This is a genomic window from Rhodococcus sp. ACT016 (assembly GCF_050477185.1).
GTDB lineage: Bacteria > Actinomycetota > Actinomycetes > Mycobacteriales > Mycobacteriaceae > Prescottella.
Genome location: NZ_JBEAET010000001.1, coordinates 2,199,052 through 2,218,488, shown reverse-complemented (window position 1 = coordinate 2,218,488; position 19,437 = coordinate 2,199,052). Strand labels below are relative to the sequence as shown.

Genomic DNA, 19,437 nt, shown 5'->3' with positions numbered 1-19,437 from the left:
CATGAGCCGATCGATCTTTGCTCAGCTCCGTGTCGGATGGTGCGATCCACATCACACGATTCGAGCATTTCTGAGGAAAACAACTGCTCCGCAGACATATTCAGGAGGCAAATTCCATGCACACGGTCGAGACACCATCTCCCGGCGGTGGAATGACGATCAGCGATCAGCTCGCCCGACATGCCCGACGGACCCCCGACGTCTCGGCACTGCGCTTCGACGGACTGGACCGCTCGTATCGCGAACTCGACGAGCGGGTGAACCGGCTCGCCCGGACACTCCTCGACCGCGGCGTCACGGCCGGTGACTGTGTCGTCACCCTGTGCCACAACAGCCCGGAGCTGATCGAAACGTACTTCGCGTGCGCCCGCATCGGTGCGATCTGCGTTCCGCTCAACTTCCGTTCCGCCGCAGCCGAAGTCGAGTACCTGCTCGACGACAGCGGCGCCGAGCACGTCGTCGTCGACGCGGCATTGGTTCCCGTGCTTGCCCTGGCGTCGACCGGACGGACCCTGCGGACCTGTCTGGTGGTTGGCGCATGGGACGGAACCGCGGACGCCGAGGGATTCGACGCGGCGTTGAGTGCGGCCGACCCCTCCCCGGTCGCGATCGCGGTCGACGAACTCGCTCCGGCGCTCATCATGTACACGTCCGGCACCACCGGTCGGCCCAAGGGCGCCATGCTGTCGCACTACAACCTCATGGTTCAGTGCATGAGCCGGATCGCACACATCGGTCTGCCCACGGACTGCCACGTGTGGTTGATCGCGACCCCGCTGTTCCATATCGGGGCCTTCTCCGGGATGCTGCCGGCGATCCAGGTCGGCGCGACGGTCGTGCTCGCCCGGTCGGGGGCCTTCGACGCGGTCGAGATCGTCGACGTCCTCGAACGCGAGCGTGTCGGCTACTGCTTCCTCGTGCCCGCGCAGTGGCAGGCTATCTGCGCGGTCCCCGGAATCGCGGAACGGGAACTGTCTGCCCTGCAGTTGATCTCGTGGGGAGCCGCGCCGGCCACCACGACGCTGATCCGGACACTGCTCGACACTTTTCCGTCGGCCTCGATCTTCTCCGCTTTCGGACAGACCGAGACGTGCCCGGTCACGACGCTGCTCCTCGGCGAGGATGCCGAGCGCAAGCTGGGCGCGGTGGGGACCCCCCTCCTCAACGTGGAGGTCCGGATCGTCGACGCCGACATGAACGACGTCGCGACGGGAGAGATCGGCGAGATCGTCTATCGCGGCCCCTCCGTGATGACCGGCTACTGGAACAAGCCGGAAGCGACCGCCGCGGCGTTCAGCGGCGGATGGTTCCACTCGGGCGACCTGGTCCGGCAGGACGAGGACGGCTACATCTACGTCGTGGACCGGCTCAAGGACATGATCATCTCCGGCGGCGAGAACATCTACTGCGCGGAGGTCGAGGACGTCATCGCCGCCCATCCGGAGGTCGCCGAAGTGGCCGTGATCGCTGCGCCGCACGAGGTATGGGGCGAGGTGCCGCATGCCGTCGTCGTGCCGCGGGATCCCGCAGCACCGCCCACCCTGGACGGGCTCACCGACTGGAGCCGCGAACGGCTCGCCGGATACAAGTGCCCGAAGCTGCTCACCGTCCTGCCGGAGCTGCCGCGGAACACCACCGGCAAGGTTCAGAAGAACGTGCTGCGCACGCAACTGCTGCCCGCCCGGTCCGGCGCGGAGGCAGGTCGTGCGTAACCGTAACGTCGTCGTCGATGACGACCGCGGGCCCCGGCGCCGGCCCGATCCAGGAGTGATGGAATCCGATCGCCACGAGCACGAACCTGATTCGGCTGGACCGTTCCGGCGAGGTCGTCACGTCGACGCTCGACTCGCGCGCCGCTGAACCGACACGAACGAGGGGGCTGCCCGTGGGCAGCCCCCTCGTTCGTGTCGTCACATCAATCGGTCAACAGTCCACCGAGTCGTCCCCGCACCAGGCCGGAGGCCTCGTCGACGATGCGGTCGATCAACTCGCGCACGGACGGGATGTCACGGATCAGCCCTTGCGAAAGACCGACGCTCCAGATCCCGAACTCGGGATCACCGAGTTCGTAGACCCGCCGCCCACGGGATCCCGCGACCAGCTCGCGAACATCTTCGAACGCCCCACCAGCAGAGAGGATCTCGACTACTTCTCGGCTCACACCGTTACTCGCGACGCGGGCGGTGTTGCGCAACGGGCGGAAGATCAGTTCCGTGTCCAGTTCGTCGGCCGCGACGATCCGTTCCTTCACGGCCTCGTGCACGGGGGCCTCACGCGTGCAGAGGAATCGGGTGCCCATGTTCACACCATCGGCGCCGAGTGCCAGCGCGGCCACCAGACCGCGGGCATCGGCGAAACCGCCGGACGCGATGAAGGGAATGGTCAACGCATCGGCCGCGGCCGGGACGAGGACGAGTCCCGGGATGTCGTCCTCGCCGGGATGCCCGGCGCACTCGAAGCCGTCGATGCTGACGGCGTTCACACCGAGGCGTTGCGCGCTGAGCGCGTGCCCGACGCTGGTGCACTTGTGGAGCACCTTGATTCCGGCGCCCTTGAAGTCATCCATGTGCTCCGCAGGGCTCGAGCCGGCGGTCTCCACCACCGGCACGCCGGACTCGACGATCACGGCGCGGTACTCCGCGTACGGCGGCGGGTTGATGCTGGGCAGCATCGTGAGATTGACGCCGAACGGGCGGTCCGTCATCTCGCGGCACCGCGCGATCTCGGCCGCCAGCGCCTCGGGGGTGGGCTGGGTCAACGCGGTGATCATGCCCAGGCCACCGGCTTCCGCCACGGCAGCGACCAACTCCGCCCGGCCCACCCATTGCATTCCGCCCTGCACGATGGGATGACGGATACCGAACAGTTCCGTGAACCGCGTGCGGATCGGCCCGGTCAGCGCATTGTCGACGGCGATCGTCATCGCGTACCCCACCGCCCCTCGAATACCGGTTCCCGCTTGTCGACGAAAGCCGAGACCGCCTCGGTGGCATCGGTACCGAAGTTCACGACGACTGCGGAAGCCTCCGCGTCGAGCGCCTCCCCGAGCGTGCGCGTCACGCCCCGGTCGAGGAGTTGTTTCGACTGGGCGAGCGCCACCGGCGGCCCGGCCGCGAGCCGCGCCGCCACGTCCGCGACGAACGAATCGATCCGCTCCCTCTCCACCACCCAGGTCACCGCTCCCAGTCGGAGCGCCTCATCCGCATCGATGGTCTCGGCCAGCATCGTCAGCCGCTTCGCCTGGTGAGGACCGACCACCCGCGGGAGGATCCACGACCCGCCGAAGTCGATCGAGAGCCCTCGCTTGGCGAAGATCTGCGCGAACCGCGCTTCCGGGGTCGCGACCACGACGTCGCAGAGCAGTGCGATGTTCCAGCCCGCGCCCACCGCGAATCCATCGACGTGCGCGATCAGGGGCTTGCTGCACTCACCCAACGCCGATGCCGCTTCGTTGATCTCCCTCATCCGGTCGAGTGGATGGGCGCCGCGGACCGCCTGCAGATCGGCACCGCTGCAGAACGTGCCGCCGGCGCCTTTGATCACCGCCACCCGGATCTCCGGATCCGACCCGACCTCGTGGATCGCCTCGCGTAGGAGACGAAAACCGTTCAGGTCCAGAGCGTTACGCCGATCAGGTCGATCCAGGAGGATGGTGGCGACACGGCCGTCACGGATCAACCGAACGGACCGGCGGTCCGGCTCCGGTTCCGTCATGCGCCCACCCAGACCGGCGCACGCTTCTCCGCGAAGGCCACCGCACCCTCCCGGGCATCGGCAGACGTGAACACCGGACCGGTGAGCACCCGCTGCGCGTCGAAGGCTTGCGGGTCGGTGTAGCCGGCAGCGAGCGACACGACCTGCTTGGTGACGCGGACAGCCATCGGACCGTTCGCCGCGATCCGCGCAGCGAGCCGGCGGGCGCCGTCGAGCGCTTCACCCGGACTCGTGAGGACGTTCACCAGGCCGCGGGCGTGTGCCTGGGGCGCGGTGAGCGGATCGCCGGTGAGCGCGAGCTCCATTGCGGTCTGGTACGGCAGGACCCGCGGGAGTCGGAGCAAACCACCGCCGGCGGCAACCAGGCCACGCTTGACCTCGGGAATCCCGAACTTCGCATCCTCCGCCGCGACTACGAGATCAGCGGCCAGCGCCAGTTCGCAGCCGCCCGCCAGCGCCCAGCCCTCGACGGCCGCGATGAGCGGCTTCGTGGGCGGCTGTTCGGCGATGCCGGCGAACCCCCGGCCTGGCAGGCTCGGCTTCTCTCCCCGCGCGAACGCCTTGAGGTCCATTCCGGCACAGAAATTGCCCCCGGCGCCGGTGAGGATGCCGACCATGAGGTCGGGGCGCGCCTCGAACTCGTCGACGGCCGCGGCCATGGCCTCGGCCACCTCCAGATCGACAGCGTTGCGCGCCTCGGGTCGGTTGATCGTGAAAATAGCTATGCCACTGTCGAACTCGGCCAGAACGGAACTCACGTCGAGTACTCCTCTTCGGTGCCGGCGGCCCCGTGACCGCGTACGTGCGAGAACTCAAGTCGACCATCGGAGCTCGACTTGATCAATCAGCAAGTCCCACAACGCGGATTAGCCGTTCCCTATGAACCGAGCCGCCCCGGGCCACCGGGAGCGACGCTCGAAGTGGAGGCGCGAAGTGAGGCTTGCGTCACACACGTGTTTTAACTATGGTTTCGTTCGCAGCCGGCGAACCGCCGCGGCACCAGCCGCATCGCGAAGCGCGCCGAGATTCCGCCTCGCCGCAGTCCAATTACCTTGCATCCCACTGCGTTAACGTCCGGTCGCACTACCGGCAGGACCCAACACCGAAGGTGTGTTTGCGATGACCTCTACGCCCGACACCGATCAACTGGTCGCTACGACCCCCACGCCGGACCGACCCGTCGCTCGCCGACCGCGTCACCGTACCGCGGCGATCGTGCTCATGCTGTTCGGATTCCTCCTCCTCAACTACGCCGACAAAGTGGTCGTCGGTATCACCGGCATTCCGATCATCAAGGAACTCGGGATCACCCGGGAGCAGTTCGGGCTCGTCCAGAGCAGCTTCTTCTGGCTGTTCGCCGTGGGCGCGATCCTCGGCGGTCTCCTCCTGACCCGGATCCCGGCCCGCTGGTTGCTCGCGGGTGTCGCCCTGCTGTGGGTCGTGAGCCTGGCGCCGCTGATGGGTTCGGTCACGTTCGGCGTACTGATCGCGAGTCGAGTCCTGCTCGGCTTCGCGGAAGGACCCGCGACGGCGATGGCAACCACCGTCGTCCACAGCTGGTTCCCGGCGGACAAGCGCGCGCTGCCCACCTCCATCGTCCAGGCCGGCGCGGGCATGGGCGCCTTCATCGCCTCGCCCACCCTGACCTGGCTGCTCGTCAACCACTCCTGGCACGCCCCGTACGTCGCGCTCGTCGCCGTCGGCATCGTGTGGGCCGTCCTGTGGATGTTCGTCGGAGGTACCGGCGAATACGCGTCCGACCGCGCCCAGGCGCACACGGTGGCGGGCCCGCTCCCCGATCGGGTGCCGTACCTGCGCCTGTTCGGCTCCCCCACGATCCTCGGACTGCTCGTCCTGTTCTTCACGACGTACTGCTCCACCGCGTTGAAGGTCAGCTGGCTGCCGCTCTACCTCCAGGAGGGGCTGGGCTACACGACCGAGGAGAGCGGCATCCTGGTCGCCCTGCCCTACGTGGCCGCGGCCGTCATCATGATCGCTGCCGGCGCGATCTCGGGATGGTTGACGGGCCGAGGGATGACCAGTCGTGTCTCGCGCTGCCTGTTCGCCTCGGCACTCGCCGTCACCGGCGGCATCAGCACGCTCGCGTTCGCGCTCATGGACCGCAGCGCTCTGCAGATGGTCATCATCGTCGTCGGCGCCTCCGCCGCGGGCGCCAGCTACGGCCTGTGCTTCTCGGCGCTCTCCGACGTGGTCCCGGCCCGCCAGCGCGGCGTCGTGATGTCGGTCGTGGTCGCCGTCTACAGCCTCGGTGGCCTGGCGGCGCCGCTGATTCTCGGCCGCATCATCGACTCGGCCGAGACCGTGGCCGACGGCTACGCACGCGGCTTCGTCATCCTCGGCATCGTGGTGGTCGTCGGTGGTGTCGTCTCGGCACTCACGACCAACCCCGAGCGCGACGCCGCCCGATTCCGCCGAGCCGCCGGCATGGAAGCCGCGACCGCACCCTAGCCCTCGCGAACACCGCCTCCCAGACCCGTTCCCCTAACACGGACCCGAAGGAAGCACGACGTATGTACCCCGGAGCCCACTCACTCACCTGCCCGGACAAGCCGGCGGTGATCCACGCGACCACTGGCGAGGTCGTCACCTTCGCCGAACTCGAGACCCGCTCGATCCGCTTCGCGCACTGGCTGATCGCGGCCGGCCTCGGGCGCGGCGACCACATCGCGGTGGTCGCCGACAACGATCCCACCGTCTACGAGTTGTACTGGGGCGCGCTGCGGTGCGGTCTGCACATCACCATCGTCAACAATCACCTCACACCCGAGGAGATCGGCTACATCGTCGATGACTGTGACGCAACGGTGCTCGTCGTCGCGGCGGCGCTCGCCGACACGGTCGCGGGGCTCCGGGAGTACACACCCCAGGTCGAGCACCGCCTCGCCTTCGGTGGTCCACTCGCCGGTTACGACGACTACCGCGGCGCCGTGGCGCAGTTCCCGGCCACACCTCCGGAACAGCAGCCGCGAGGTGCGCTCATGCTGTACTCCTCCGGCACCACCGGGCGCCCCAAGGGCATCATGCGCCCGCTGCCGGACCGGGACGTCGCCGAACCCGGAGACCCGCTCATCGGGCTCCTCGAGCGCGTGTACGGCGTCGACACGGACACCGTCTATCTCTCCCCCGCGCCCGTCTATCACGCAGCGCCACTGGGATACTCGGCGTCGGTTCAGGCACTCGGCGGCACGGTCGTGATGATGGACCGGTTCGACGCCGAGGGAGCCCTGGCCGCCATCGAGGCGCACAAGGTCACCCACAGTCAGTGGGTCCCGACCCACTTCGTCAGGATGCTCCGCCTGCCCGCGGACGTGCGCGAGCGCTACGATCGCTCCTCGATGCGGTGCGCCATCCATGCGGCAGCGCCCTGCCCCGTCGAGGTCAAGCGAGCCATGATCGACTGGTGGGGCGAGATTGTCGTCGAGTACTACAGCTCCACCGAAGGCAACGGCCTCACGATCATCGACAGCGCCGAGTGGCTGCGCAAGCCGGGCAGCGTCGGCCGGGACGGGTTCATCGGAACGGTACACATCTGCGACGACGCCGGCGTCGAACTCCCCCCGGGCGAGATCGGCACCGTGTACTTCGAACGCACCGACTCCCAGTTCGAGTACTACAAGGACCCGGTCAAGACCGCCGGGACCCGGCATCCCGTGCACCCCACATGGACGGCTGTCGGCGATCTGGGACATCTGGACGAGGACCGGTTCCTCTTCCTGTCGGACCGGCGCTCGTTCCTCATCATCTCCGGCGGCGTGAACATCTACCCGCAGGAGGTCGAGAACTGCCTCGCCGTGCATCCCGTCGTCCGCGACGTCGCGGTGATCGGTGTTCCCGACCCGGAGATGGGCGAGTCCGTCAAGGCCCTGGTGCAACTGGAGTCCGACGTCGAACCCGGCCCCGACCTCGCCACCGAACTGATCGACTTCACCCGGAGCCGGATCGCGCGCTACAAGAGCCCCCGGAGCATCCAGTTCGTCACCGAGCTGCCCCGCACACCGACCGGGAAGCTCGTCAAGGGCGCCATCGCCGCCGCTGCGGCCGACGCCTGACCGGGCGAAGACGCCCGAGCACCACCCTGCGAAAGGACACCCCGAAATGACCCGCTCTCCGCTGACGACAGCCTTCTTCGAACCCGGTCGGGCCGACCCGCTGTACGGCCACGGACCGATGGTCGCCCCGAACGCCGCACCCGACGGCGAGGCACCTCCCTACACCAGCTTCTCCGTGTCCCCGGTGACCCCGACGATCGGCGCCGAGATCAGCGGAATCCGCCTGTCCGGCAACCTGTCCGAACAGACCCTCGCCGAGCTGCGGCGCGCGCTGCTGGAATGGAAGGTGCTCTTCTTCCGCGACCAGGACATCGAGCGGTCCGACCATCGCGGCTTTGCGCAGCTGTGGGGCGATCTCGAACAGCACCCCTTCTTCAAGTACATCCAGCCGGGCCAGACCGACGCCGACGTCGTGACCCTGGCCAAGGACGTGATGACGAGCGGATTCGAGAACAACTGGCACAACGACGTCACGTGGGGCGAGCACCCCTCCTTCGCCGCGGTCCTGCGGGCCGTGGAGATTCCTCCCGTCGGCGGTGACACCCTCTGGGCCGACACCGGTGCCGCCTACGACCTTCTGCCGCAGGACATCCGCGACCGCATCGACCATCTCGTGGCCGAGCACGACTGGGTGCACGCGTTCGGGGCGGGTATGCCGGAGGAATCGGTCGCGGCCCTGCGACCGGAGTTCCCGCCCGTCCAGCATCCCGTGGTCCGGGTGATCCCCGATACCGGCCGGCGGGTGCTGTTCGTGAACGTCTCCTTCACCCGGCGCATCCTGGGCGTCAGCGAGGCGGAGTCCGACGAACTGCTGCGGATGCTGTACCGGCACATCCAGCGACCTGAGTTCCAGGTTCGACTGCGCTGGCAGCCGAACACGATCGCGTTCTGGGACAATCGATCCTGCCAGCACTACGCGGCCAGCGACTACTACCCTGCCCGCCGCGTCATGGATCGCATCTCGATCATCGGCGAGAAGCCGCAGGGCGTCGTCGCGGCGCACTGACCCGTCCCGATGCCGAACGGCGCGAGCCCCGCACTGATCGTGCGGGGCTCGCGCCGTTCGTCGTCATCCAGCCGAAACATCGCCTAACCGGCGCGCTGCGCCTCTTTGACGAGTCCCCCTCCGATGATGAGGCGCTGGATCTCGCTGGTGCCCTCGTACAGTCGGAGCAGGCGTACGTCGCGGTAGATCCGCTCGACCGCAACCTCGCGCATGTAGCCGCTTCCGCCGTGCACCTGAACCGCGAGATCGGCTACCTGGCCAGCCATCTCGGTGCAGAAGAGCTTGGCCGCGGACGGTGCGATGCGCCGATCCTCCCCCGACACCCAGGCTCTGGCCGCGTCCCGCACGAGAGCCCGCCCGGCCATCACCTGCGTCTGCTGGTCGGCGATCATCGCCTGCACCAGTTGGAAGTTGCCGATGGGTGTGCCACCCTGCGTGGCCGTCGCGGCGTACGCGACGGATTCGTCGAGCGCGCGCTGGGCCGCCCCGACCGCAAGGGCGGCGATGTGCACGCGGCCCCGGGCCAACGACGTCATCGCGGCCCGGTATCCGATGTCCTCGTTGCCGCCGACGAGCGCGCTCTCGGGCACGCGCACGCCGTCGAAGTGCACGTCCGCGGTCCAGGCACCCTCCTGCCCCATCTTCGCGTCCTTGGCCCCGACGGTCACGCCCGGAGTGTCCGCGGGCACGAGGAACACCGCGATGCCCGGTCCCTGGTCGTCGGCCGGACGCGTCCGCGCGAACACCACGAACAGATCCGCGATGGGAGCGTTGGTGATGAACCGCTTCTCACCGCTCAGAACCCACTCGTCACCGGATCGTTCCGCCTTGGTCCGCAGTCCGGCGGGGTTGGATCCGGCGCCCGGCTCGGTGAGTGCGAAGGACGCGACGACGGCGCCCGAGGCGATCCCCTCGAGCCAGCGGGCCTTCTGCTCGTCGGTGCCGAACCCGACGAGCACCTGGCCGGCGATGCCGTTGTTGGTGCCGAACATCGACCGCAACGCGAGCGTCGTGTAACCGAACTCCATCGCCAGTTCGACGTCCTGAGCCAGGTTCAGGCCGAGGCCACCCCACTCCTGCGGTATCGCGTAGCCGAACAAGCCCATGTCCCGGCTCTGCTGCCGGATGGACTCCGGGATGAGATTGCCGTCCATGATCTCCTGCTCGCGCGGAAGCACGACCGACCGGACGAAGTGTCGGGTCTGAGCGAGCATGTCCTGAAAGTCGTCATCGCTGACGTCGGTAGCGGTGGTTTCCATGCTTGCCACCTTCCGGGCTGTCCTTCCATGAAGTCCAATACGAAACGTCGAGTGAGTTCATAGCCAACACCGATAGATTCCGGCCGGTTCGGGTGCACACTTTCGACTCGGATCGGCCTATCGTCGTTTCTGTTGGACGCCAGCAGGTTCCGAGTTCCACGACCCCGGCACTCCGCGAGACCGGATGCGCGCCCACGTTATCGAACGAACCAAGTGAAGGGCTGCGAATTCATGACTTTGCTGGACAATCGAGTCGCTGTTGTCACCGGTGGCGCTCAGGGCCTCGGATTCGCGATCGCACAGCGCTACATCGAGGAGGGCGCGCGCGTCGTCGTCGGCGACCTCGACAAGGAAGCGACCGATGCGGCGGTCGAGCGTCTCGGCGGTCCGAGCGTGGCCCGGGGTGTGCGCTGCGACGTGACCGCCGCCGACGACGTGGACGCACTCGTCCGCACCGCTGTCGACGAGTTCGGTTCGCTCGACGTACTGGTCAACAACGCCGGCATCACTCGGGACGCGACCATGCGCACCATGACCGAGGAGCAGTTCGACCAGGTCATCTCCGTCCACCTCAAGGGCACGTGGAACGGGACCCGGATGGCGGCCGCGGTGATGCGCGAGCAGAAGCGCGGCGCGATCGTCAACATCTCGTCGCTGTCCGGCAAGGTCGGACTCGTCGGCCAGACCAACTACTCGGCAGCCAAGGCCGGGATCGTGGGCATGACGAAGGCGGCCGCAAAGGAGATGGCGCACCACGGCGTCCGCATCAATGCGATCCAGCCCGGCCTGATTCGGTCCGCGATGACGGAGGCGCTACCGCGCGAGATCTGGGAGGCGAAGCTCGACGAGATTCCGCTCGGGCGCGCCGGGGAGCCGAGCGAGATCGCCTCGGTCGCACTGTTCCTGGCCTCCGATCTGTCGTCCTTCATGACCGGCACGGTTCTAGAGGTCACCGGAGGACGATTCATGTGACCGGCGAGCAGCGGCCGGCGCCGACCGGGGTGACCGAGGAGCTGCTGGATCCGGCGCCGGTCCTGGCGCTGTCCTCGCTGTTCGACGACGGCAACGCCGAGGTCAGGCACGGGGACCTGCTGCCGCCGCTGTGGCATTGGGCCGCGCTCGCCCGCTGGACCGCCTCGTCCCGGATCGGGTCCGACGGCCATCCCGTCCGCGGGGACGACGATCCGGCGGCCGGACTGCCGCGCCGGATGTTCGCCGGAGGCGAGGTGCAGCTGCTCGCCCCTCTACGGGTCGGGACGACCATCCGCCGGGCGAGCGAGATCCTCTCGGTGAACGAAAAGACCGGCCGTTCGGGTCCGTTCGTCGTCGTCACCACCGAGACCCGGCTCTTCGCCGACGCCGAGACGCCCGCCCTGATCGAACGTCAGGACATCGTCTACCGGCCCGCGGCCGAGGTGCGTCCCGGCGAAGCACGCGTCGCCCACGCTGCTCCCCCGGCCGGTTCGCCGCTACGGCGCGAGAACGACGGCTGGGCCTTCGCCACCGATCCGACCCTGCTCATGCGATTCAGTGCCGCGACGGCGAACGCCCACCGCATTCACTACGACTGGCCCTACGCCACCGGGGTCGAGGGCTATCCCGCGCTGGTCGTCCACGGCCCGCTGATGACGCTGGCCCTCGCCGAGGCGGTGCGGCTCGACTTCGCGGAGCGCGCGGTGCGGGTGCGTCACCGGAACGTGGCACCGCTGTTCTGCGGGCAACCGGCGTACATCTCCTGCACGCGAACGGGATCCGAGAGCGTCGCCCTGGCGATGCAGAGTGGACCGCGCGATCAACCCACAACGCACACGACACTCACTGTCGACTTCATCGAGCACTGATCCAAGGAAGGCACATCATGCGCGAAGCCGTCATCTGCGAGCCGGTACGGACGCCGATCGGGCGCTACGGCGGAATGTTCAAGTCCCTGACCGCCGTCGATCTGGGCGTCGCGGCGCTGCAGGGACTGATCGCCCGTACGGGACTGACCCCGGCGGCGATCGAAGACGTGATCCTCGGCCACTGCAACGGCAACAGCGAGGCACCCGCGATCGGACGCGTCGTGGCACTCGACGCGGGCCTTCCCGTGTCGGTGCCGGGGATGCACATCGACCGGCGCTGCGGCTCGGGACTCCAGGCGGTCATCCAGGGCGCGCTCCAGGTCGCGAACGGGGACAACGACCTCGTCGTTGCCGGCGGCACCGAGAGCATGAGCAACGCGGCCTTCTATTCCGTCGACATGCGCTGGGGCGGTGCCCGCGGTGGTGTCACGGTTCACGACGGGCTCGTCCGGGCCCGCTCGACGGCGGGCGGGCAGCACTACCCCGTTCCCGGCGGCATGATCGAGACCGCCGAGAACCTCCGGCGCGAGTACGACATCTCGCGACAGGAGCAGGACGAACTCGCGCTGGTCTCCCACCAGCGTGCGGTGGCCGCGCAGAAGAACGGAATCCTCGCGGAGGAGATCGTTCCGGTCGCGGTGCCGGGCCGGGGCGGCGACCGGGTCGTCGACACCGACGAGCACCCCCGCGCCGACACGACTCGCGAGCAGCTGTCGGGGCTGCTCGCGATCATGTCCCGCGAGGACGCCGACGCGACGGTGACCGCCGGCAACTCGAGCGGGCAGAACGACGCGGCCTCGATGTGCATTGTGACGACCCCGCAGCGGGCCGCGGAGCTCGGCTTGACGCCGCTGGTGCGGATGGTGTCGTGGGCCGTCGCCGGCGTCGAGCCGCGGGTGATGGGCATCGGTCCCGTTCCGGCGACGGCCATCGCCCTGCGCAAGGCCGGTCTCGAGCTCTCGGACATCGACCTGATCGAACTCAACGAGGCCTTCGCCGCGCAGGCCCTCGCGGTCACCCGCGAGTGGGGGTTCGCGGAGGCCGACTTCGAACGGATGAACGTGCACGGATCCGGGATCTCGCTCGGTCACCCCGTCGGCGCCACCGGCGGGCGGATGCTCGCGACGCTGGCACGGGAACTCGATCGCCGACAGGGCCGCTACGGCCTCGAGACCATGTGCATCGGTGGCGGGCAGGGCCTGGCCGCCGTCTTCGAACGGGTCACGAAGTGAGTCCGCGGGTCTTCCGCGCGCCGGACGAGGTCCGCGCCGCGATCGGTGCCCCGCAGGGTCCGGGCGAGTGGATCCTGCTGGACCAGAAGCGCATCGACCGCTTCGCCGACGCCACCGGCGACCACCAGTGGATCCACGTCGAGCCCGAGCGCGCCGCACAGGGACCGCACGGCGGGACCATCGCGCACGGATTCCTGACCCTGTCGATCATTCCGACGCTGGCCCAGGAGCTATACTCGCTCGCGTTCGGGTCTGCTCGGATCAACTACGGCAGCAACAAGGTTCGATTCCCCCATCCCGTGCGGTCCGGGTCCCGGCTCCGCCTGGGCGCCACCTTCGTCGGGCTGGAGGGCGTACCGGCCGGCAACCTCCTCACGACTCGCTTCGTCGTGGAGATCGAGGGTGTGGACAAGCCGGCCTGCGTCGCGGAAGCGTTGACGCTGCTCGTGCCGTGAAACAACAGGGAGGGGGTGAGCCGACCGAGTCGACTCACCCCCTCCCTGTTTTCCGCGCGATCGGCGCGGGCGCCCGTTGTCAGCGCGGCGCCATCCGGATCGCTCCGTCGAGGCGGATCGTCTCACCGTTGAGGTAGCCGTTCTCCAGGATCGTGCCGGCCAGGTGGCCGAACTCCGCGGGATCTCCCAGACGCGACGGGTTGGGCACCGTGGCCTCGAGCGACGTCTTGACGTCGTCCCGCAGTCGGGCCAGCAACGGAGTGTTCATGATTCCGGGGGCGATGGTGCACACCCGGATTCGCCTGCTGGCGAGGTCGCGGGCGGCGGTGATGGTCATGCCGACGATCCCGGCCTTCGACGCGGTGTACGGCAGCTGCCCGATCTGCCCCTCGAACGCCGCCACCGACGCGGTCAGGACGATCGCGCCACGCTCGCCGTCGACCTCCTCCGTCCGCGCGATGCGCTCGGCACCGAGCCTGAGCGCGTTGTACGACCCGACGAGGTTGAGTCGAACCACGAACTCGAAGTCCTCGAGCGAACCCGCGCGCCCCTCCTTGTCGAGAATTCGCAGCTTCCGCCCAGCCCCGGCGCAGTGCACGACACCGCGCAGCCCCGAGCCCTCGGACGCGACGTCGAGGGCGGCGGCGAACTGGGCCTCGTCGGTGACGTCCGCAGCCGCGAAGCGGGTACCGCCGCCGATGTCGTCCGCGACCTCCGCCCCGTCCGACCCCGGAAGATCGATGAGCGTGACGACCGCGCCCGCGGCGGCCAGCCGTTCTGCCGTCGCACGGCCCAGTCCCGAGGCCCCGCCCGTGACCGCGATCGAAGATCCCTTGAGTTGCATGTACCGACTTCCTTTCACGTATTACTCTGCACCACAACGGAATCACGTAGCATCACCGCCGACAAGACGCATGTGCCGAACCGTGCGATAGGCAGGACCGATGTGCCGGTCCCCGGACCGGCGCGACACGAAAACCGGGCCGCGAACGATTCGAAGCGGACGGGGCCGACCCTTGCCGGAACCTATGATTCGACGCTTCCATGGGCACCCACCCGATGCCGCTTCCGCCCCGGACCGGGCGTGACGTCGGCCCGAAAAACACTGCGGACCAGTGTATTACGACTCCACCGAGGGCTCCCTACGGTTCGACAGCAGTGTCCGCGAGGCCGGGGCGGCGCGGCGCGGGCCACCCGCCGGGCGCGGACGGCCGCGCCGCGAGCGCTCCCGGGCACCTTTCCACCGCTCGGTATCTCGGCTATAAAAAATCGAAGAAGGGAGGCGGCGCTCTCGCCCGCTCCCGATTCACGCCATGCAAGGATGTGGAACGAATGCATGACCTGACAGCATCCGCCAGAACGCTGCTGTTCACTCCGGCCGACCGCCCCACCCGATTCGCCGGCACACTGTCGTGCGGCGCCGACCTGTCGGTTCTCGATCTCGAGGACGCGGTGTCGGCGGAACGCAAGCGCGAGGCTCTCGGCAACGCCGCATCGTGGCTCTCGCACCATCCCGGGGCGGTCCGTGTGAACGGCGTCGATACCGAATGGTTTGTCGACGAAGTCGCGGCCCTCCGTGACATCGACTGCGCCGTAATGCTGCCCAAGTCGACGGAGGGAACTCTGCGTGAACTGGCCGCCGCGCTGGCGGGGAGCACGGCGAACCACCCGATCATCGCCCTCGTCGAGACGGCCGAGGGTGTGCTCGAGACGGACCGGATCGCCGCTCTGCCCCACGTCACGAGGATGGCGCTGGGCAGCTTCGATCTCGCGGCCGAACTCGGCGTGGATCCGGCCCGCTCCCCGCTGATCGATCGGGCCCGCGCCCAGATGGCGTTCTCCTCGGCGGCAGCCGGCCTGCCGGCCCCGATCGATTCTGTCACCGCGTCGATCTCGGACGCGCGCGTCCTCGCCGGGGACGTCGCTCATGCGCGGCAGTTCGGCTTCACCGGCAAGCTGTGCATCCACCCGGCGCAGGTCGAACCGGTCCATGCGGCGCTCACACCCGGTCCGGAGGAGATCCACTGGGCCCGGGAGATTCTCGCCGCGGCCGCGGCTCCCGGCGCCGCGGGGGTGCTCGCGGTCGACGGGCACATGGTCGACCGCCCCGTTCTGATCCGTGCCGAACGGATCGTTTCACTCGCAGGAGGAAGCCGATAGTGACCGACCGCATCGAATCCACACCGTTGCCCCTCGCGGGCGTACGCGTCGTCGAGTTGTCGAGCTTCGTCGCGGCACCCCTCTGCGGCATGACCCTGGCACAGCTCGGCGCCGAGGTGATCCGCGTCGACCCCCTCCGCGGCGGGCCCGACTACGACCGCTGGCCCGTCACGAGCGAGGGCACCAGCATCTACTGGACCGGACTGAACAAGGGCAAGCGCTCCGTCACGGTCGATCTGAAATCCGCGGCCGGTCAACAACTCGTCCGCCGTCTGATCGTCGAGAGCGGACCGTCCGGCGGAATCGTGCTCACCAACACCGCCGGACGCGAATGGCTTTCGTACGAGTCCCTCGTGCGCGAGCGACCCGATCTGATCCATCTCGAGATCCACGGCCGGGCCGACCGGTCGACCGGCGTCGACTACACCGTGAACGCCGCCACCGGATTCCCGTACGTCACGGGCCCCACCGCGCACGCGGGCCCGGTCAACCATGCGCTGCCGGTCTGGGACGTGACCTGCGGGCTGTATGCGGCGCTGGCTCTCGTCTCCGCGGTACGACGTCGTGAGGCGACAGGCCAGGGCACCTCGGCCACCCTCGCGCTCGAGAACGTTGCGCTCGCCACCGCGGGCAACCTCGGCTTCCTGACCGAAGCACAGGTCAACGGCACCTCGCGGGAGCGTATCGGGAACGACGTCTACGGGCAGTACGGCCACGACTTCGAGTCTCGTGACGGGAATCGATTCATGGTCGTGGCGCTCACTGCCCGACACTTCCGCGACCTGGCGGACGTCACGGGCACGAGCGGCACGATCGCGGGGATCGAGGAGTCGCTCGAGGCCGACTTCGACCGAGAAGCCGATCGCTATCGATACCGACAGGTTCTCCACGGGCTGTTCGGCGACTGGTTCGCCCGGCACACGTCCGCCGAGGTCACCGTGGCCCTGGCGTCCACCTCGGTCCTCTTCGAGCGGTACCGCAGCTTCGACGAGCTCGCGACGGACGCGCGGGTGACCGCGAATCCGATGTTCCGGATGCTCGATCAGCCGGGCATCGGTGAGTACCTCGCGACCGGGTTGCCCGTCGCCTTCGACGGCCGGCACCCCGCCGCCGCACCCGCACCGATCGGCGGCGGCGACACGTCGGCCGTGCTCGTCGACCGGCTCGGCCTGTCCGAGAGCGACGTCGCAGCACTCGGCGACGCGGGAACCGTCCGCACCAGCCCGCCTCTTCCCTCCCGACGACAGGATCAGCCGTGACCAGGCTTGCACAGACCCCCGATCTCACCGACTTCCAGACGGAGGTCCTCGCAACCGTTCGCGCGTTCGTGGACAAGGAGATCATTCCGAACGCCCAGGAACTCGAGCACTCGGACACCTACCCGCAGGAGATCGTCGACCAGATGCGGGAGATGGGCCTGTTCGGGTTGATGATCCCCACCGAGTACGGCGGGCTGGGCGAGTCCCTCCTGACCTACGCGCTGTGCGTGGAGGAACTCGCTCGTGGCTGGATGAGCGTGTCCGGTGTGATCAACACCCATTTCATCGTCGCCTACATGATCGCGCGGCACGGCACGGAGGCACAGAAGCAGTACTACCTCCCGCGGATGGCAACCGGTGAGACGCGCGGCGCGTTCTCGATGTCGGAGCCGGAGTTGGGCTCGGACGTGGCGGCCATCCGGACGCGGGCCCGGACCGACGGGGCGGGCGGCTACACGATCGACGGCCAGAAGATGTGGCTGACGAACGGCGGCAGCTCGACGCTCGTCGCGGCCCTCGTCCGGACCGACGAGGGTGCGGAGCGCAAGCACGACAACCTGACCACCTTCCTGGTCGAGAAGCCGGCGGGCTTCGGCACCGTCGACCCGGGGCTCACCATCCCCGGGAAGATCGACAAGATGGGCTACAAGGGCATCGACACCACCGAACTGGTCTTCGACGGCTACCGCACGAGCGCCGACACGATCCTCGGCGGCGCTCCCGGACAAGGGTTCCGGCAGATGATGGACGGGGTCGAGGTCGGCCGGGTGAACGTGGCCGCGCGTGCGTGCGGTGTCGCGATCCGCGCCTTCGAGCTCGCCGCGCGGTACGCCCAGCAGCGGAGCACGTTCGGCAAGCCGATCGCCCAACACCAGGCGATCTCGTTCCAGCTGGCCGAGATGGCGACGAAAGTCGAAGCCGCACATCTGATGATGGTCAACGCCGCCCGCCTGAAGGACTCCGGCGACCGCAACGACGTCGCGGCCGGAATGGCCAAGTACCTCGCCAGCGAATACTGCGCCGAGGTGACTCAGCAAAGCTTCCGAATCCACGGAGGCTATGGCTACTCCAAGGAGTACGAGATCGAACGGCTCATGCGGGAGGCACCCTTCCTCCTCATCGGCGAGGGGACGAGCGAGATCCAGAAGACCATCATCAGCAAGGGAATCCTGCGCAGCTACGGCATCTGACGCGCGTCCGACCGATACGCGACACCGGGCTGACGAACACCACATCCATTCACGAGAGAGGACATTGCCGTGCAGCGCACTGTGTTCAACGACGACCACGAGGCATTCCGCGAGACGATTCGCAACTTCATCGCCAAGGAGGTGACTCCCGTCCACCACGAGTGGGAGGAGCAGGGACATCCCCCGCGTGACTTCTACCGACGTCTCGGCGAGCTCGGTGTCCTCGGCATCCAGGTGCCCGAGGAGTACGGCGGAGGCGGCGAGGCGAGCTTCAAGTTCAACGCCGTCGTCGGCGAGGAGACCGCCGCCGCCGGCGTCACGTTCGGCACGTACTCCGTCCACGCGAGCCTGATCCTGCCGTACCTCCTCAGCTACGCGAACGAGGAGCAGAAGCAGCGCTGGCTCCCCGGGTTCGCGTCGGGCGACATCATGACGGCGATCGCCATGACCGAGCCCGGCACCGGATCCGACCTCGCCAACATCGGCACCACCGCGGTTCTCTCCGCGGACGGCTCGCACTACGTGCTCAACGGCGCCAAGACCTTCATCACCGGAGGCGCCCTCGCCGATCTCGTTCTCGTCGTGTGCCGAACGTCCCCCAGCACGGCCGAGGATCGCCGGGCCGGGCTCACCATCCTGTGCGTGGACACCACCTCCGAGGGCTTCGCGGTGGGCCGCAAGCTCGACAAGATCGGGTTGAAGGCGTCCGACACCGCGGAGCTGTCCTTCACCGACGTGAAGGTGCCCGTCACCGATCGACTCGGGGAAGAGGGCGCGGCCTTCACCTACCTCACGCACAACCTGGCGCAGGAGCGTCTCTCGATCGCGCTGGGCGGTGCCGCCACCGCGCGGGCCGCGCTCCAGCACGCGATCGCGTACGTGAAGGATCGTCACGTGTTCGGCAAGCCCGTCGCCGCATTCCAGAACACCAAATTCGTCCTCGCCGAATGCGCCACCGACGTCGAGGCCATCACCCTCATGGCCGACCGCGCCCTCGAGCTCCACGACGCCGGCGAACTCAGCGTCGCCGACGCCGCCAAGGCCAAACTGTTCTGCACCGAAACCGCCGGCAAGGTCATCGACAAGTGCCTCCAGCTCCACGGCGGCTACGGCTACATCACGGAATACCCCATCGCCCGCCTGTACGCCGACACCCGGGTCTCCCGGATCTACGGCGGCACGAGCGAAGTCATGAAGACGATCGTCGCGAAGTCCATCGGACTCTGATCCCGAATCCCCAAGGAGTACTTG

The 19,437-nt window shown here is 68.2% G+C and carries 17 protein-coding genes; 12 read left to right on the top strand and 5 right to left on the bottom strand.

Features of this window, described 5'->3' with window-relative positions:
- Positions 1 to 152: 152 nt before the first annotated feature.
- Complete coding sequence (locus ACQ5DX_RS10355) at positions 153 to 1,712, top strand: long-chain-fatty-acid--CoA ligase (protein ID WP_430332544.1); 1,560 nt, start codon at positions 153 to 155, stop codon at positions 1,710 to 1,712.
- Positions 1,713 to 1,915: 203 nt separating this feature from the next.
- On the opposite strand, the gene ACQ5DX_RS10350 is transcribed toward ACQ5DX_RS10355, so the two are convergent.
- From ACQ5DX_RS10350 to ACQ5DX_RS10340, 3 genes are read right to left on the bottom strand one after another with little or no spacing between them, the layout of a single operon-like run.
- Positions 1,916 to 2,923 carry an NAD(P)H-dependent flavin oxidoreductase gene (locus ACQ5DX_RS10350; RefSeq protein ID WP_430332543.1) on the bottom strand — a complete coding sequence of 336 codons (1,008 nt, stop codon included), beginning with the start codon at positions 2,921 to 2,923 and terminating at the stop codon, positions 1,916 to 1,918.
- Positions 2,920 to 3,714 (bottom strand): enoyl-CoA hydratase/isomerase family protein, encoded by a 795-nt coding sequence (locus ACQ5DX_RS10345; RefSeq protein ID WP_430332542.1) that lies wholly within the window; start codon positions 3,712 to 3,714, stop codon positions 2,920 to 2,922. Before ACQ5DX_RS10345 ends, ACQ5DX_RS10350 begins: the two co-directional genes overlap by 4 nt.
- Positions 3,711 to 4,472 carry a crotonase/enoyl-CoA hydratase family protein gene (locus ACQ5DX_RS10340; RefSeq protein ID WP_430332541.1) on the bottom strand — a complete coding sequence of 254 codons (762 nt, stop codon included), beginning with the start codon at positions 4,470 to 4,472 and terminating at the stop codon, positions 3,711 to 3,713. Before ACQ5DX_RS10340 ends, ACQ5DX_RS10345 begins: the two co-directional genes overlap by 4 nt.
- Before the next feature lie 361 nt (positions 4,473 to 4,833).
- Here ACQ5DX_RS10340 and ACQ5DX_RS10335 point away from each other — a divergent pair, with 361 nt between their 5' ends.
- From ACQ5DX_RS10335 to ACQ5DX_RS10325, 3 genes are all read left to right on the top strand, one after another.
- A complete protein-coding gene (locus ACQ5DX_RS10335; RefSeq protein WP_430332540.1) occupies positions 4,834 to 6,183 on the top strand; it encodes an MFS transporter in 1,350 nt (449 codons plus the stop codon).
- Between the two features lie 62 nt (positions 6,184 to 6,245).
- Positions 6,246 to 7,784, top strand: coding sequence for an acyl-CoA synthetase (locus ACQ5DX_RS10330; protein ID WP_430332539.1), 1,539 nt, complete (start codon positions 6,246 to 6,248; stop codon positions 7,782 to 7,784).
- Between the two features lie 46 nt (positions 7,785 to 7,830).
- Positions 7,831 to 8,790, top strand: a complete 960-nt coding sequence (locus ACQ5DX_RS10325) for a TauD/TfdA dioxygenase family protein (protein ID WP_430332538.1) — start codon at positions 7,831 to 7,833, stop codon at positions 8,788 to 8,790.
- Positions 8,791 to 8,873: 83 nt separating this feature from the next.
- Here the strand turns inward: ACQ5DX_RS10325 and ACQ5DX_RS10320 are convergent, their stop codons facing one another.
- Positions 8,874 to 10,049: an acyl-CoA dehydrogenase family protein gene (locus ACQ5DX_RS10320; protein ID WP_430332537.1), complete on the bottom strand. Its 1,176-nt coding sequence runs from the start codon at positions 10,047 to 10,049 to the stop codon at positions 8,874 to 8,876.
- A 231-nt stretch (positions 10,050 to 10,280) separates the two neighbouring features.
- On the opposite strand from ACQ5DX_RS10320, the gene fabG reads away from it, so the two are divergent.
- From fabG to ACQ5DX_RS10300, 4 genes are read left to right on the top strand one after another with little or no spacing between them, the layout of a single operon-like run.
- Complete coding sequence (fabG, locus tag ACQ5DX_RS10315; protein ID WP_430332536.1) at positions 10,281 to 11,021, top strand: 3-oxoacyl-ACP reductase FabG; 741 nt, start codon at positions 10,281 to 10,283, stop codon at positions 11,019 to 11,021.
- On the top strand, positions 11,018 to 11,890 hold the full coding sequence (locus ACQ5DX_RS10310; RefSeq protein ID WP_430332535.1) for an FAS1-like dehydratase domain-containing protein: 873 nt from the start codon (positions 11,018 to 11,020) through the stop codon (positions 11,888 to 11,890). The genes fabG and ACQ5DX_RS10310 overlap by 4 nt, the downstream gene beginning before the upstream one ends.
- 17 nt (positions 11,891 to 11,907) lie before the next feature.
- Positions 11,908 to 13,122 carry an acetyl-CoA C-acetyltransferase gene (locus tag ACQ5DX_RS10305; RefSeq protein ID WP_430332534.1) on the top strand — a complete coding sequence of 405 codons (1,215 nt, stop codon included), beginning with the start codon at positions 11,908 to 11,910 and terminating at the stop codon, positions 13,120 to 13,122.
- Positions 13,119 to 13,577: a MaoC family dehydratase gene (locus ACQ5DX_RS10300; protein WP_430332533.1), complete on the top strand. Its 459-nt coding sequence runs from the start codon at positions 13,119 to 13,121 to the stop codon at positions 13,575 to 13,577. The genes ACQ5DX_RS10305 and ACQ5DX_RS10300 overlap by 4 nt, the downstream gene beginning before the upstream one ends.
- 79 nt (positions 13,578 to 13,656) lie before the next feature.
- On the opposite strand, the gene ACQ5DX_RS10295 is transcribed toward ACQ5DX_RS10300, so the two are convergent.
- Positions 13,657 to 14,421, bottom strand: coding sequence for an SDR family NAD(P)-dependent oxidoreductase (locus ACQ5DX_RS10295; RefSeq protein ID WP_430332532.1), 765 nt, complete (start codon positions 14,419 to 14,421; stop codon positions 13,657 to 13,659).
- A gap of 488 nt (positions 14,422 to 14,909) precedes the next feature.
- Here ACQ5DX_RS10295 and ACQ5DX_RS10290 point away from each other — a divergent pair, with 488 nt between their 5' ends.
- The 4 genes from ACQ5DX_RS10290 (at position 14,910) to ACQ5DX_RS10275 (ending at position 19,413) form a co-directional block, all read left to right on the top strand.
- Positions 14,910 to 15,737, top strand: coding sequence for an HpcH/HpaI aldolase/citrate lyase family protein (locus ACQ5DX_RS10290; protein ID WP_430332531.1), 828 nt, complete (start codon positions 14,910 to 14,912; stop codon positions 15,735 to 15,737).
- Positions 15,737 to 16,996, top strand: a complete 1,260-nt coding sequence (locus ACQ5DX_RS10285) for a CoA transferase (protein WP_430332530.1) — start codon at positions 15,737 to 15,739, stop codon at positions 16,994 to 16,996. The genes ACQ5DX_RS10290 and ACQ5DX_RS10285 overlap by 1 nt, the downstream gene beginning before the upstream one ends.
- Positions 16,993 to 18,186 (top strand): acyl-CoA dehydrogenase family protein, encoded by a 1,194-nt coding sequence (locus ACQ5DX_RS10280; RefSeq protein ID WP_430332529.1) that lies wholly within the window; start codon positions 16,993 to 16,995, stop codon positions 18,184 to 18,186. The genes ACQ5DX_RS10285 and ACQ5DX_RS10280 overlap by 4 nt, the downstream gene beginning before the upstream one ends.
- A 69-nt stretch (positions 18,187 to 18,255) precedes the next feature.
- Complete coding sequence (locus tag ACQ5DX_RS10275) at positions 18,256 to 19,413, top strand: acyl-CoA dehydrogenase family protein (protein WP_430332528.1); 1,158 nt, start codon at positions 18,256 to 18,258, stop codon at positions 19,411 to 19,413.
- Positions 19,414 to 19,437: the final 24 nt, after the last annotated feature.

What these genes read in the sequence shown, in the direction of transcription:
- ACQ5DX_RS10355 (WP_430332544.1), top strand. Translation starts at nt 153, where the DNA reads ATGACGATCAGCGATCAGCTCGCCCGACATGCCCGACGGACCCCCGAC.
- ACQ5DX_RS10350 (WP_430332543.1), bottom strand. Translation starts at nt 2,923, where the DNA reads ATGACGATCGCCGTCGACAATGCGCTGACCGGGCCGATCCGCACGCGG.
- ACQ5DX_RS10345 (WP_430332542.1), bottom strand. Translation starts at nt 3,714, where the DNA reads ATGACGGAACCGGAGCCGGACCGCCGGTCCGTTCGGTTGATCCGTGAC.
- ACQ5DX_RS10335 (WP_430332540.1), top strand. Translation starts at nt 4,834, where the DNA reads ATGACCTCTACGCCCGACACCGATCAACTGGTCGCTACGACCCCCACG.
- ACQ5DX_RS10330 (WP_430332539.1), top strand. Translation starts at nt 6,246, where the DNA reads ATGTACCCCGGAGCCCACTCACTCACCTGCCCGGACAAGCCGGCGGTG.
- ACQ5DX_RS10325 (WP_430332538.1), top strand. Translation starts at nt 7,831, where the DNA reads ATGACCCGCTCTCCGCTGACGACAGCCTTCTTCGAACCCGGTCGGGCC.
- ACQ5DX_RS10320 (WP_430332537.1), bottom strand. Translation starts at nt 10,049, where the DNA reads ATGGAAACCACCGCTACCGACGTCAGCGATGACGACTTTCAGGACATG.
- fabG (WP_430332536.1), top strand. Translation starts at nt 10,281, where the DNA reads ATGACTTTGCTGGACAATCGAGTCGCTGTTGTCACCGGTGGCGCTCAG.
- ACQ5DX_RS10305 (WP_430332534.1), top strand. Translation starts at nt 11,908, where the DNA reads ATGCGCGAAGCCGTCATCTGCGAGCCGGTACGGACGCCGATCGGGCGC.
- ACQ5DX_RS10295 (WP_430332532.1), bottom strand. Translation starts at nt 14,421, where the DNA reads ATGCAACTCAAGGGATCTTCGATCGCGGTCACGGGCGGGGCCTCGGGA.
- ACQ5DX_RS10290 (WP_430332531.1), top strand. Translation starts at nt 14,910, where the DNA reads ATGCATGACCTGACAGCATCCGCCAGAACGCTGCTGTTCACTCCGGCC.